Here is a 16472-nt window from a genome sequence, read left to right on the forward strand (position 1 = left end):
AAGGACTGAGTCCTGTGCAATACAGAACTCAGTCCTTGAAATAAACTTAAACCGTCCAACATTTGGGGGTCAGTTCATGATAGGTGGTTTTTTGCTGCTAATCTTTTCCTCAGGATTGGTGTAGCTAACTTTCAAAAAATCCTCTTGCGAAGCAAAAATTGCAATTTAATACTATTAGAAAATCATATGCGCACATATCGCAATAATAGGTAATGAGATAATGGTTCTTAATAGGAAAATGACTAATAACTGAAAAAAGCTCACTGGAATTTTGGTTCCTAGAATCAACCCACCTACTTCCGACATATAGATCAACTGAGAGACTGACAAGCAAGCGATGACAAATCGAGTCAACTCTGATTCTATTGAAGAACCGATAATCGCAGGCAAAAACATATCGGCAAAACCTACCATAATGGTTTTTGACATCTCTACCGCAAAAGGTATATTCAATAACTCTAAGAGTGGGATAAACGGCATACCTAAATAATCAAATACAGGGGTCTCTTCTGCAACGATTAGGCCCATCGTCCCAATCGCCATAACGACAGGCAATATTCCGATCCACATATCCAAAATATTTTTTAACCCATCATTTAAGAAAGTAGAAAAGCTTGGACTTTTTTCTGCTTTTTGAACCGCTTTATGTAAGCTGTGGGTAAATAACGTTTTTCCTTCAGGGATGGTTTCATGATCTCTATCACTATTTTCTACTACATACGTATCGTCAATTTTAGATAAGGGAAATAACCTTGGTACGATTAAGGCACAAACAATACCGCATAAAGCAACCACGCCAATCATATTGAGAAAATAGGTTTCTAGCTTAACCTGAGAAATGACAACCAAACAGAATGTGATCGAAACTGCTGAAAAGCTGGTAGCAATAACGGCTGCTTCTTTTTTGGTATAAAATCCGCCTTCCAATTGTTTATCAGTTAATAACACGCCAATAGTGCCATCACCCAACCATGACGTCAAACAATCTACAGAGGACCTACCGGGTAAACCAAATAGAGGTCTCATTACTTTACTTAATAAAACACCAAAGAACTCTAATAAGCCAAAATCAAGCAGTAGTGGTAGCAATAATCCAGCTAAGAAAAACACGATAAAAAGTATTGGCATTAACTCATATAATATCAATCCACCGATACTATCTGAATATATTGCCTCAAAACCAAATTTAAAATAGGTAACGACAACAAAAAATGCACCAAGCATTCTAATAATAAGCCAAGGTGTTGTGACGTTCAGTAAGTTGTTTAAAAAGGTATTGTTTAGAATCAATGAAGGCTTCATGACCTTAGTATATAGCGTACAGCACAGTGTAATCATAATAGAGATTACAACAAACAGTGGCAAAAGGTTACCCATATAACCCTGTATATAATCCTTTAGCACAGAGATAGGAATGGTAAATCCTTCTGCATATGATACAAACTTACCATCTACATAGGGGATTGGAAATACGAAGAGCAACAGACCTATTATAGAGGGTATAAAAAATTTTAAGAACTGTCTGGTACTGATACTGCTAACATCTTGATTTGAAGAACTAGATTTAATAATGTCCATATTATTGTTACTCGCAGTCCATTTTTTAACTAGCCTAAATAAATATTTGCAATAAATATATTTAGGCTAGATGCTTTAAATTATTTAAAATATTTAATATTAGTAATTCTTTAAAAGAGACTGTGTAACTTTTTCTAAAATTTTAAATATTCTGGTTGAGTCATCTTTTGAATTGTTATACAAAGGATTGATTTCCGCCATTTCCCAACAGCATACTTTCTTATTTTTGATTAGCTCTATATTAAGTTGCATGGCTTGTTCGTATGACAGACCATTCATTGCAGGCGTACCAGTTCCTGGCACATATAAAGGATCAACGCTATCAACATCAAATGAGACATAGATATGATCGCAATATTCTAATTTTTTGAAGATTTCCTCTACTGTGGAACTGATGCCTTTTTGAGTAATCTCAGCAACGCTATATAAAGGGATTTTATGTCTTCTAATTAAATCCATCTCTTCTTCTTGATAGTCTCTAACGGCGCAAAAAACCACGTTTTCTGGCTTGATTGAGGGTTCACTTGATGCCATAAATTTCAATTTTTCCCAATACTCTTTTTCTTTTTCAGAAAGCTCATTGCGCTGGCATTCTAGATTGTCAATGGCACAAGCCATCGCCAAAGGCATGCCATGCATGTTTCCTGATCCACTGGTATAGGGCGAATGAAAATCAGCGTGTGCGTCTATATAGACCACACCGATTTCAGCATCAGGATGCGCCATTTTTAGGCCATGCATCGTTCCTGCACAGCTAGAATGATCTCCGGCTAAGACAATGGGAAATTTATTCTCATTTCTTATATCTTTTATTTTATGTGCTAATTTAGAGATAATCGGTTCAATCACATCAGCATACTTTGCATGCGCAAATTGTGATTCCCCCTCACTGTTGCTATCATCTTCAATACTGTCGAATTGCAATTTTTCAAAATAATCTGCATTGAGCTCTTTTGATGATGCTTTTAATGCATCAATGCCTAGAGAGGCGCCTTTTTTATATCCTGCAATATCTGAATAAACTTCTACTATTCTTATATTTTTCATCATATCAGTCATGATTTTGTCTCTATTAAATAAAATAATTTTTACATCATTTAAGTTAAGTTCATTTTTATATACTAAAGCTCTTGAAAATTAGCAGATAGATTTAACGTAATAAACATATCCACAACTGTCCAAGAGCCTTGAAAAACATAGATAAACTTTTAAAAAACGATGCTGGTTTTAAACCTTATAAAAAATGAGAAGGGTTTATCATTTTCTTGTATTAATTGCTGTTGTATGAATAGCGATTGTATTAATCACTTATGACATAGCCACAGATTCAGCTTCATTCGTCACTAGGCTATGATTTTTGCTTTGGCCTTTCACTACCGAATATAAGTTTTTAGGGTCAGCTTGTTGCGGTATCAGATCTAAGACCTCATACCCTCCCTGCTCTCTGATCAAGTCGCGTAAAAAGACCAACGCCGTAAAGTCTTCTGAGGCAAAACCAACACCATCAAACACGATGAGATCATCCGCTGACGTTCGAGCCTGCACTTCACCTTTGAGGATGCGATGAAATTCAGTAACAGGGAAGTCGCTTGATAGATTTTGAATCTCTCCCTCAATGCGTGTCTGAGGCTCAAACTCCACAATCACATGATCTGCTCGCATTAATATGTTGCTATCCAGCTCTGTTTTGCCAGGACAATCACCGCCTATCGCATTGATATAAACACCTTTTGTGATTATATCGTCTCGTAAAATAGTGGCATTGGTTTTATCAGCCGTACAGGTAGTGATAATCTCTGCCCCTAAAACAGCTTCCTCTAACGTGCGACAAACAATGATGTTCAAACCTGAGTCTGCAAGGTTATCAGCCGTTTTCTGTGATGCCGCTGGATCAATATCATACAAACGAACTTCTAAGATACCTATGATGGCTTTCATGCCTAATGCTTGAAATTCAGACTGAGCGCCATTTCCTATTAACGCCAGTTTTGTAACGCCTTTTGGCGCACAATGTTTGGCCAACATAGCTGAGGTGGCAGCCGTACGCAATGCCGTCAGGATACACATCTCTGTCAGTAAAATAGGATAGCCAGTTTCGACGTCAGACAAGATACCCATCGCCGCCACGGTCTGTAAGTTTCGTTTGGTATTGATGGGATGGCCATTAACATACTTACAAGCAAACATCTCTCCATCGCTCACTGGCATCAACTCGATGACACCGTCTTTTGAATGCGAAGCAAAGCGAGAAGATTTTTCAAATTGATCCCAGCGAAGATAATCTTGCTCTAAAGCATCCACTAGATCTGTAATGCATTGCTCAACGCCATAATCATGAATCATTTTAGCCATCGCTTGTACACTAACGAATGGCACGCCTTCCTTGGGTGATACGATAAACTTAGACATTAATGCTGTTCCTTTTCATGAATATTGTTTGTTGAACCGACAATTAATATGCTACCAATTATAATTGTCAGTTAAAATGTCAATAAGTTATTAAATATGGGCGTATTTTTGACATATTGTTAAGTACTACTTAGCATAATGTAAAAATTCAATGAAGGAAGCATTTTTATGGCGTATTACACTTATGACTATTTAGATAGCGAACTGATATCTGAACTGCGACAAGATGGTCGAGCAACCATCTCAAACCTTGCTAAAAAACTCAAAGTTTCTCGTGCCACTGTCCAAAACAGATTGGACAGACTGATTCACAACGGTGCTATTTTAGGATTTACGATTCGAGTGCATGAAGCACTAGATAAAGAGACTGTCAAAGCGATGATGATGATTGAAGTAACAGGAAAATCTACGTCACAAGTGATTAGGAAATTACGAGGTATCCCGCAACTGATTAAGCTACATACAACCAATGGGGCGTGGGACTTGGTTGCAGAGATACACACTACAAGCTTGAGAGAATTTGACGAAGTGCTGCGTCAAGTCAGAGAGATTGATGGCATTCTGAATAGCGAAACCAGTGTTCTGCTTTCGAGTTTGTAATATATAGTCAGCGAACTGCTAAACTGGATACGGTGTCAGTCGCGCTTAGCCTACTAGCCAAATTTAAAAAGCCCCAATCTGATGACTGGGGCTTTTTTGTGCCTGTAATATATAGGCAGTAGCAGAAAATATCCGCCTGTATCAATTCATAGTCATAGTTCTTAAATCAGCTTTACATTGCTGGAAAAAGTGATGCTGACCACAGCAACAGTGACCATTTTTAATGGTGCTCATCTATTAAAATCATTTTGTAAAATTAAAAGATAACGGATATTCGAATTAGTGCTTCCCTACCCACACTCTATAGATATGGTAAGGTGGCTGACCTTGATCGACAGTGCCAGTGAACGGCGGTGTTTTATGTAATTGGTTTACCGCAACGTATAACCAGCCATTGGTATCTAAAGACACGTTGTCAGGCCAATCAAATCGACTGTCTCGTACCAACGAGGTTAGCTGCCCTTTATTATTAAGCACATCTACGCCATTATCGTTTAAGTTGGTAAAGTAGTGGTTTCCATGACTGTCTGTAGTAGCACCATCAGATACGGGCTTGTCACCGACACGGATAATGCTATTGCCAATCTGTTTATCACTGGCTTTAGCTCTCAATAAGGTAGCATCTAAGCTATACCAAGATTTACCATTCATCGCGCCAAAATAAATCGTATTATTATCAGCTGACATCGTGATCGGATTTATGCCATTGTTTGTCGGCTGACCCCCTAGCATGATATCCACACCATTGATCACCATTTTTGCGCCAGCTTCGGGTTGTAAAGCAACGTGATTGCCAAAACGACGTATTTCATTGGTGTTCATATCAATGGCAATAATGGCTGGATTGGGAATATCGGCCAAATAAATCCATCCGTTCTTTCTATCAACCACTAAGTCTTGCACAAAGCTATTTTTTGGTGCGATATCTGTAGGTATATCGATTTTGCTAATTAATGCACCGGTTTTAATATCAAAGCCCCAAACACGAGTTTTACCGATGTGCTGACCCATATCGACAATCCATAATCCACCTTGATTGTCTTTGGTGATACCTAGTGGCGTATCAATGGTCGCTTCGCCATATTGGCCTTTAGGTGATTGAAACTTATTTGAAGGCCAAGGCTTATAAGTGTTGGCGTCAGTCGCTTCAAATAACTGCACTCCCTGCTCACCGTCGTTCGGATGCACGGTAGAAAACACCCGACCATCGCTAGTAGCCATGACATTGCCTGGGCGAATAGGCAAACCGATCACGGTTTCTATCTGTCCCACTGTCGCAACGTCGCTTTTTACTTTCGTCACGGGTTTTACTTGCGTCACGGACATAGTGTCGCGCTCAAATGAACTACATCCTGCTAGGACAGTAGCGACTAATCCAATAATCAAAATATTTTTCATCGTGAATTCCTGAATATTTAAAGAGGCCTGTAATAGCCCCTTTCTCTAATATGATTGCTTTAAGTGAAGAGGTTGATAGGGTTTTTACGGATTTGACAGCATAGGTCAGATCGCCAAAAATTAATTAACCAATCTATAAGCCTCGTACTTTCACATAACAAAAAGCCATAATAAATTATGGCTTCTTATCGTTTAAAGAGTAGATAGCAAATCAATAAATCCTAAAGCAATCAACTTTAAACCATCTTGCTTATAGTATGGTGATGTCACTATGGATATATAAGTTAACCGTTGGATCTATGGTGCTTTGATACTGAGTGTAGTCTGCTTGATCAGACACTTGCTGCGCCACAAAATCTGCGGTCAAAGATACCTCATCACCATTATTACCGTTATTACCGTTATCACCGTTATCACCGTTAATAAATAGCTCATTATTGCTGTCGGTCATGGCGATGACGTCACTAGTACTGAGATTAATCAATGACTGCGCACCATTCCCAGTCATGTCAATTATTTCCATGTTATTAATCACGCTACTATCAAAGTCACCAAAATCGATAGTAGTATTATCCACATTGATCAGTAGAGTATCAATACCATCACCACCATCCATCAAGGTATTGTCAGCAGAGAATACTAGCGTATCATTGCCAGCGCCGCCTATTAGTGTATTGACACCAGTACCGCCATCGAGGAAGTCATCACCAGCGCCGCCAGTGATGCTATCATCGCCTGCACCAGAGTTTACAGTAGTGCTACTATTTGTGGTGATGATAGTGTCGTTCTGCTCCCCTGTTTCGATAGCGACAGACTCACTCAGGTTCAGATCCGCAGTTTTGATCTCTTCGCTAGAGAAAACTTGCTCAGGGTCTGAGGTCTCGACAGTTTTGCCTGTATAAGTGATGGTGCCGTTATACGCTTGATACAAAATCTGTATATCGTTAATACTACTGCTAGGCACACCACTTAATACATAGCTACCCCCTACAAATTCAACAGATACCCCATCGCCATCGTTATCGGCATTACGTAAGCCGATGACCTCTCCTGTGTCGCCAATCCTAAATAGCATGGACTCGTCGAAGGGTTTGTCATCTTCAGGAGTAATCGTCAATGTTAATGTCTCACTGCCCCCTTCATCAATACCATTACCATCGGTGTCTTCCATCTTAGCATTGGTATTTAACTCGACCCATGTATAGGCCTTGCCAGCTGAGTTTTGCGGGGTTAACTCAACACCATCAGCTATTGGGTTAAATACTAGATCTACGGTCGTGGTGTCACCCTGTAGGCCGTCTGTACTTAATACTGAAATAACTGCGCTACTCGTACCGCTATAATTCTCTGGTGCTTGGATAAATATTTCAGGCGTCGGATTTGTCTCGGTACTTGGCAAGCTCCACGACCCTGTCCCTGTTTTGTTGGCTATGACGATATCTCCACCATCATTGACATAGTATACGGTAAAGTTATCATTGACATTATTAAGTATGAAGGTCGCAGGCTGATCATCTTCATCAGTTTGTACGGTGTCATACACGATACTAACGACATTGATATCAGTATCGGCACCGATCTCGCCCTGATCTTCATCTACAGTTAAGTTTGACGCGGCCTCATTGACGACGAATAGCAAAGGATCAGGGCCTTTTTCCACAGTGATTTCAAAGTCTTTGCGTGATACTAGCGTGGTTGTGTCATGATCTGGGATATCTGTCGTTTCCTTATGCACTACATACGCTTCAATCACAGTCGCGCCATCTTCGTTTGCGTCGGGAACGAAATTGAAGTTAGCAGACGCAGGATTGTCTGCGCCTACTGGCAATACAAAATACTCCCCTACAGGCAATCCTACAGGGTTAGTGACTGTAGCTAAAGGCACGCCGTTAGAGTCCTCAAGCGTACCGTTGATGCTGGCATTGTTAGTGAACCGAAGATAGACACTACCATCGATAACTTCGACATTACCTACATCAGCAGTTTTGGTCAGCTCTAACGTTAATGTCCTAGTCTCATCTTCTGCTATCACGATATTATCATCATTCTCTGGTACGGTAGGATCGTCTTCATGGAACTCGAAGTAATCGGTAATGGGCAGCACAATCAATGTGCTGTCATTAGTGCCTTGATTATCTACTGTCACAGCCTCAGAGTCAGAGTCACCATTACTGTCAGTCGCTGTAAATGAGATATCTAAAATAACTGCCTCACTTTGGTTGTTTGTACTGTAATCACTGGTGGGAATAATACTAATATTAGACAGTAACTCGGCAATATCACTATCACTGGTTACATTGCCACTGATCAACCATGTATTGCCTTGTTTGGATAACGAGACCCCGTTAGACGATTCTAACACCACATCATCAGGCAAGTTAGCGATGGTAAATGATATCGGTGCAGACGTCTGGTTGTCATAAGCCACCTGATTAAGTGTGCCAGTGATAAAGTTATCTAAAGATTGACCGGCTCCATCCTCAGTCAAGGTTATGGACTTCACGATGAGATCTGCTACTAACACAGGAGGCTCTTCCACACCACCATCCATACCCGTAATGAGCGTCAACGCAAAGGTTGCCTGTGCTGATTGCTCAACATCAGGTGCATCTTGATTATAGGCGGTAACCGTAATAGGTACGTTCTCTGCATTATCTACATCATAACCCGCTTTTACACTGAACTTGATATCTACGCTCGCCGTAATAGACGTATTGATGGTTTCATCATCAAAGACGACGTACCAAGTGTCACCAGCTTTGATTGCTTCGACGAAGGTACCATTACCATTAGCATCCACTTGCACCAAAATACCATCAGGCACACCGTCTACTTGCACTCGTGTAAACACCTCTGAACCATCTAAGTCTGGTGAGGTAAGAGTAACAGTTTTAATAAATTCATCATCAGCCGCATCAAGGTTAACGATATCAATGGTCTCTGAAGTCTTAATCTCAGCAAGATTGACCAATGATGGTTCATCAGTAATAGGCAACACGTCTACAACGAAGTCCGTCTCACGGGTTGATGTCGTCTGATAGACGATATCTGCCGTCTCATTATTCGTAGCTCTGACGGTATCCGTCACTGTGTATTTGATGCCAAATTGATAGACATCATTGCCTGATTGATGATTGACAAATTTAGACTCAGCACTGGCAGGATCAGCTGCAATAGCAATGATACTAGTCACAGGTAACGCACCGTCTGAATCGCGCTCGATGGTATAAAACCCAGCATCAACTTCGGGGTTAGAGCTTGTGATAACAACGTCACCGACAGTGAGTTGAACGCCCAGTGCATCAAGGTCAGTCAAGCTGATAGCCACACTCTTTAGCTCTTCAACGCCTGATGTCCAATTATCTGTGTTATCCGTACGCCTAAAGGCGCGCTCAAAGTCTAACGTGACAGACTCGTTTTCATTCTGCTCAGCAGTAGGATTGACCACATCATTATCAAGCGCATCCGGCTTAACAAATATCTGTACGGGCTGGTTGTTTTGACTCTCCTCACTACCGCCTGTTCTCTCCGTACTGACGCCTTTGATATTGAAGTTAATCTCACCTGCGAAGTTGTCTTCGGTTTTGAGAATTATCTCGCCATTATTGATCGCTTCATCCGTCACAACCCACTGTCTGGCGGCACCTTGACCACCGATAAAGGTTACGTCTGCTCCTTGCATGGTAAATCTATCGTCGAGGCCAGTAATCACGTAGGTCACGACTTCAGAGCCATCATTGTCATAGGATCTGATATCCATTGGTGTCTGAAAAATAGTACTAAAGACTATCTCATTATCAGCAGCATCTAAGTCGCTTTCTTCAAGAATGACTGCGTAGCTCTCAGAGGTTTGACCACCATAATCAAAGGTAACTTCATTCAATTCGTCATTGAGGATTTTATCCGCGACTGTAGTAATCTTGATAGGTAATGCTAATGGTGTGCTAGGCTCACTGGTGTCCGCGCCATCTACTGACACACCACTGACTAGCAACGTATAGTCTTCATTACTGTTCAATGGCGGTATGAACAACGGCACTTTATCGTTCTGATAATCGGTGAGCGTGACCGACCATATATTATCAGCATTATCTACATCTACCGTGGCAATATCATTGACTGTGCCATAGTTTTGGTCGATCAATACATAACCGCCGTTTGCACCATTAGCAGTATCCCACACATAGAGAGAGGCACCATCTGGTATCCCATTAATGGTGATATTAAAAGTTTCAGAACCATCTGTATCTTTGGACTGTGCTTTTATCTTAAGCTCGATACCCCCACTTGGATTGTCAATAGTGTCATCTGGCGTATAACCGTCTATACCAGTTGGATTACCATTAGATCTACCCGCATCTTCCACTCCTTGAGCAGGTTGCACACTAAGCAGCACATCATCAGCAACAGGCGTCACAGTTAGGTAAAGAAAAGACTCGCCAGATACGACTTTATCTATTGCGGTATCATCATCTTCATCATAGTCGATGGTGACCGCTTGCTCTTGAATACGTAGTTCCCCTGAATAATTATTAGGCGGAATAAATGCCAAGCTGCTAAGCCCAGCCACTGGTACGTCTACACCATTAGTACCTGCTGTGACAGTCTGCGTCTCACCTGCGATGTCATAACGGAATTGAGCACCGGTAGCGTTGACCCAGTCACCGTTCTCAGCTCTAATCTGAACGGTCAGACGGGCAAAGGTCTCTTCTGAATCGATACTAACTGCGCTATGGCTTGGTTTACCAAAGTCAGTGCTATCGTCTTCATTTGACCAACCATTAAGTAAATTAAAGCCAGCATCAGTTGATAAGTCGTACCAGACGGGCGCAGAACTGCTCACACCATCATCATCTCCATCTTCAAATACTGGTACATCATAGGTATGACCTGAATTGAGAGTGACATCATTGCTATTGTCACCATCGCTATCGATATCAGCACTCTCAGCCACTGGAGTGACCTTAATAGTGACATCAAAAGTTTCATTGTCAGTAATAGGGTTATCACTATCGACTGAACCATCAGTAGTCTCTACAAAATAGGTTAAGCTGATATCAGCACTACTATGCGCTGGCGGCGTGATGGTATAACCTGCAACGTTACTTAGGTTATCCCCGAAGATATAGTAAATATCGCCATCTATCGTCTCAGTTGCAAGCGTGGTCAAGTCAACTATTTGATTGTTTTCATCCAATACCGTACCGCCACTAGCGTCCAAAGAGGATTGCGAGATACCTATTTTAGAGAATTCCTCACTACCATCTTTATCAGTAATGGTAAAGACTGAATCGCCAGCATCATTCGTTGTAAATAGAGCAATCGCTGTATCCTCAGCCCCTGTCTGTGGATTCACAGCTGTCACATCGATGGTGGGATTGACCGTTATATTCAATTGCACAGAAGTTTTCTCGGTCTGAATGGCTGGAGCAATATTTGCAGAATCTGCATCACGGTCTAGCGTATTTAGCGTAAGCGTTGCCTCAATCACACCTGCAAAATCTGCTGGGGGCGTAAAGATAAAGCTTGGGTCCAGATCATCCGTCACCCGCGCTCTTGGCAGTGTGACTGTGCCATTAGTTACGGTATAGCTAGTACCATTGACCATCACTACCTGACCATTTAGTTCCGCCAGCCCTTCAATAGAATACCAATACCGCTCTGAGCCATCGGTATCTACAAATGTCTCATTCAACACAGATTGCAAATCTAAACTGCTGTCTTCGTCGATAACCGCATTGATCGTGTCGTTTTTGTCAATGCCATTATTGGGGTCGTCTGACAGAGTGATAGAAGTCGTACCAGGCGGGAGAGCCACAGGTTCTACTAAATCGATAACCGTCGTATCTGTCACCGCTTGCACATCAATGAGCATATCCACTGATGTGGTTTCTGCTATCAAGCTCCCATCCGGATCTGCACTACTGGAGTCGTTAGGCTCTAGCGGATAAGGGACGCCATTTTCATCAACTTCATACTCAGTGACACTCATGGTCACTGTAAAGTTAGTGGCATCTTGCTCTAGGTGAGAGACAATTAATGATTCAAATTGGGCACTTGTCATCTCAACATCAGCCGTAAATTCACTATCGGCAATATGAGTGCCATCGGTGAGTTTAATCGTGACCTTACCATCATCTCCTGTGCGGGCAATAATGATCTGCTGAGTGCCGCTGCCATCAATGTAAAATAGCTGGGCACCTTCAGGCAATCCGCTTAGTGTAATCGCCCCAAAACGTTCACTACGGTCGACAGATCCACCATTGATATCATCATCGTTCTCGCGCTTAGTGCCATTCACATAATTTGGATCATAGATACTCAGATCCGTACTTGCCTCAACCCCATTATCACCAATGATTGGTGCTATAAAGCCAAGCTGTGTCGATGAATCTTCTTCAACATAGTTGGTATAAACACCATCAACGATATCAACTTCAGTATCGTCAATAATGATAATAGGCGCATCAGCAACAGGGTCTACTTCGATATTAATTTTGCTGGTTAAAGTTTGTCCCCCAACTTGTGCACGCAGGTTAAACATCACACTATAATTAGGATCAAACGAATCAGGTGTCTGCTCATAACCTGTAGGCGCTTCTGCCGTGCCTACATTTCTATCATTTGGCGTCGCGATAGAAGAGTAGTTCTCTTCTGGATTAAACTCGATTTGTCCATTGCCGATGTTTCTTAAACTACCGACTACGGCTGGGTTTTCAGCCGTATACAGACCATTGGCGTCTCTGGCATTGCCGTTGACATCAATATAAATCAAATCGCCACTTTGCAAATCTATCGATGACGATAGATCATAATTCAATATGGTGACTATACCACCATCGAAGTTTTCAGCGGCATTGATCAATAAGGCATCTTTGCCATTTGGGGAGACATTTTCATCCTCTGTGACATCCCCAAAATCCCCTTCATTGATAGTGAAATTAATATCTTCATCAAATGCTCTATTTTCTACTTCGACATCGAATTGATCTTCAGTTATCGATCCATCTTCATCGACCACCGCATAATCGAGATCAAATATAATATTGTCTAATCTACCGTCATTATCGGCATCGATATTGTCATGTTTGATCGTATCATAGAGGGTGGCGGTATAAGTCAGGGCGTCTGCACTGGTATAGGGCAAGCCTTCAGGATTGATTTCCACTTTGAATATGACATTGTTGTTAGGGTTATCGACCGTGTCCGCAATCAGCTCGCCGCGCTGGGTAGTCGATACATATAGGGTACTATAATCTATTACGCCATCGACCTCAGCATAGCGATAATAAAGCGGTAGCCCACTACTCTGGAAACGGCCGTTTATTAAAGTACCATCGGCAACGGTAAAGTAAATATCAGAGATATTATCCTCATTGCCAGTGACCGTAAATGCGGATTCGACTTTGGCCACATAAGTGCTAGCAGTACCCGAATTAGGGAACAATTCGTCTTCTTTTAAGATGACGCTTTCATCGCTTTCGATGATGGGTACGGTGTCTGTCACGCTTATGGACTGCTCAGCAGCATCTGACACATCACCATCAGCATCGATTAGTGTATAACTAAATGAGCCATCGTCTTGTAGGTTAGGCGCAGGGTCACGATTATCAATCGCTTTATTAGCGGCAAACGTCCAGCTGCCATCTTCATTAACCGTTAAGATACCTGTCGGCGTTTCAAGATCCACCCCAAACTCGGTAGAATCTTCAACCGCATTTCCGTCTTTATCTAAATAAGTAAAGTTATTGATTTTTAAATCCGCATCTGCACCTTTATCGTTATCAATCACATTACCCGTAAGTAACGTACTATCATCACCATCAACGTACGAGCCTTCGACCACACTTACAGGTGTATCATCTTTAGCCAGTACCTTATCATCTTCGATATTGACATTAAATTTTTGCACCGTAGCACTGTCTGTGTCTTGAATTTCATATTTGACAGGTAAAGTGATTGTAACTCCATCAGTGTGATCTAGCTGACCTTGTAGCTCAAATACAAATGCTTGCGTATCTCCAGTGCTATCTGTGGGATTGGTCAAAGTAATGGTAAACACACTATTACCTGTGGCACTACTAGCAACCACCGTATGACCGCCATTGCTCACCTGGTAAGTCAATGGCTCACCATTGGACTCAAGCGCTAAGGCCTCTAGCCCTGCTGTGGTAACACCAGTGAATACCACATCGCTGATGTCATCTGCAGCCTTAGTGATACCAAGGTTACGCGTCGCTCGTAGCGCATCAGGCGTCGTATCGGTACCGCCAGTTAGATCATCTTCATTCAGCGTAACTTCAGGGATAAGTGCCGTGGGCTGCGTGTCATCCACTGTGATATTAAAATCAGCGGTACTGGTATCACCATCGGCGTCTGTAATCGTATAAGAGATACTATCGATAATGCCATTTAGATTATCCGATGTATCATCCGATGTGTATGTCCACGTGCCATTTGCGTTAATAGTTAATGAACCATATTGAGTATCGATTGCAGAGCCTGTTACTCCTGTTTGACTAATGCCATTTTCATCTAAATATGTGAATGACGTAATGGTTGTATTTGGCGTACCCAAATCATCGTTGGTTAGTAAATTTAGGGAAGTGGTATTCGACGATATGGTTTTACCGCCTTCAGTAACCTGAGCAATATCATCGACTGCTTGCGGCGTCGCATCCACACTGATAACCGTCGTCGTTGTATTACTATCAGCATTATTTATATCAGTGACTGTCACTTCAATGATACGGTCTATTTCGCTAGGCGTAGCAGAGGTATTGGCAAAAGTGATGGCATCAATAGCAGACTGGTAGTCAGCTAAGCTTGCATTCCCACTCAATTCAATGCGGCTATTTCCTAACAATGTGGCTGCAATACCTGCCGGTAGAGCACCTTCATCAATGGCAATTAAATCGCCTATTTGTGAGTTGGTTAATACAATAAGTGCACTGCCAATCGTATCGTTATTATCAATGTCGGCAATAGCGCTACTATCACTGATAGCAACGGGAACACCGCCCTCTTGGTAAGCCGTTGCATAATTGACAGTGGTATTACTATTACCAGAGACATCCAATGTTGGCGCGTCGTTGGTACCAGTTACGGTGATTGTTAGGATTTGAGTAACCTCACCCACCTTATAAGTAAATACTTGGTCAATTGCCTCCCCTTGGGCAAGGGCTTGTACTGTAGAACTATCATTATCTAAAATATAAGTGTACGAGCCGTCATTATTTAGAGTCAGCGCACCATAATCATTTGCATCGCTAGGTTGACTCTGTAAGCTGACAGATGACTCAGTGCCGATTTCATCATTGGTTAGTACATTGCCAGTTGCGGTTAAAACACCATCTTCCTGTACAGTATTGACATCAGGTTTTAGATCAACGTCATCGACAATCTCTCCTGTGGCACTGTTTTGGGTATCAATTTTGACAGACTCAAAGCCACTATTGGTACCATCAACAGAGCTTATTGCTAGCTGATAATTCTCGACACCTTCTTTTAATTGATCATTTAATACCGTATTGGTCAGAATGATTTGATTACCAGTGCTGGCATTAAACGTCACCGTAGTCAGCTTGCTACTCGCATCAAAATCAGCCGCAGTGGTCTCATCGTTAAGATAAGATAAATTAACCACGACACTGCCACCTACAGGTAATTCGACAGGCTGACCGTCAGCATCCACAAGTGATAAGGTATGAGTCAGTACAGCATCGTCTGCTTCTATTTGGCTGTCATCGCCGGTTAGTTTGACATACACACTATCATTGCTATCAAGTCCACCTTCATTCGCGCTGTCGCCTGCATTGTTGCTGTCGATGGTGGTGGTGACGGTATTGGTCGCCTCGTCACTAAAGTCAACCGCTTCAAATTCGTTGGCGCCAACACTGGTGATGGTGAGGCTGTAGTTTTCGCCATCGTCGGCAAGATAGTCATCTATGGTGTCAACGTTAAGCGCGGCGCTCGACTGGCCCGCGGGTATGGTGACCGTGATGGTTTGGGCATTGTTATATTCGGTGTCTGCGTCTTGGGTGCTGCCATTGTTAAAGGTGACGGTGACATCGGTGTCTTGAGTGACGATGACGGGGTTACCATCATTGTCTTTTAAGCTGACACTATAGTCTGCAGTATCGCCTTCGGTCACTGTCTCATCACCTGTGATAACGGCATAGACCGTGTCTTCAGCAGTAGGCGTACCATCAGTAATGCCAGTGACTACGCTGGCAGCAGTGTCATCAATGACGATGGACTCAAGGCCACCGCCCTGAGGGTTACTGATGGTGACGGTGAAGTTCTCGTCAGTTTCCGCAAGTAAGTCGTCAATCGTATCAACGGTGAAGCTTGCTTCAGTGGCACCAGCCAAGATGGTGACGGTTTGGGTGTTGGTTTCGATGTCACCGGTCTGGCTGTTGGTGTAGGTGTAAGTGATGTCAACGGTGACGTCAGTCACTGGGACATTGTCTATTTTCACGGTGTAG

At 42.2% G+C, this 16472-nt stretch carries 6 protein-coding genes; 1 reads left to right on the forward strand and 5 read right to left on the reverse strand.

Annotated features, from left to right (window positions below; all coding sequences use genetic code 11):
• Positions 1–174: 174 nt before the first annotated feature.
• From IP485_RS07690 to IP485_RS07700, 3 genes are all read right to left on the reverse strand, one after another.
• Complete coding sequence (locus IP485_RS07690) at positions 175–1578, reverse strand: YjiH family protein (protein ID WP_198326747.1); 1404 nt, start codon at positions 1576–1578, stop codon at positions 175–177.
• Positions 1579–1677: 99 nt separating this feature from the next.
• On the reverse strand, positions 1678–2637 hold the full coding sequence (locus IP485_RS07695; RefSeq protein ID WP_149492222.1) for an arginase: 960 nt from the start codon (positions 2635–2637) through the stop codon (positions 1678–1680).
• A 249-nt stretch (positions 2638–2886) separates the two neighbouring features.
• The gene (locus tag IP485_RS07700) at positions 2887–3987 is read right to left on the reverse strand and encodes an ornithine cyclodeaminase (RefSeq protein WP_198326748.1); all 1101 of its coding nucleotides are present in this window, start codon (positions 3985–3987) and stop codon (positions 2887–2889) included.
• 168 nt (positions 3988–4155) lie between these two features.
• Here IP485_RS07700 and IP485_RS07705 point away from each other — a divergent pair, with 168 nt between their 5' ends.
• A complete protein-coding gene (locus IP485_RS07705) occupies positions 4156–4587 on the forward strand; it encodes an Lrp/AsnC family transcriptional regulator (protein WP_198326749.1) in 432 nt (143 codons plus the stop codon).
• A 279-nt stretch (positions 4588–4866) separates the two neighbouring features.
• Here the strand turns inward: IP485_RS07705 and IP485_RS07710 are convergent, their stop codons facing one another.
• Both IP485_RS07710 and IP485_RS07715 read right to left on the reverse strand, forming a co-directional pair.
• Positions 4867–5985, reverse strand: coding sequence for an L-dopachrome tautomerase-related protein (locus IP485_RS07710; RefSeq protein WP_198326750.1), 1119 nt, complete (start codon positions 5983–5985; stop codon positions 4867–4869).
• 250 nt (positions 5986–6235) lie between these two features.
• Positions 6236–16465 (reverse strand): VCBS domain-containing protein, encoded by a 10230-nt coding sequence (locus tag IP485_RS07715; protein ID WP_320159126.1) that lies wholly within the window; start codon positions 16463–16465, stop codon positions 6236–6238.
• Positions 16466–16472 lie beyond the last annotated feature (7 nt).

Source organism: Psychrobacter sp. NG27, from assembly GCF_016106655.1.
Lineage (GTDB): Bacteria > Pseudomonadota > Gammaproteobacteria > Pseudomonadales > Moraxellaceae > Psychrobacter.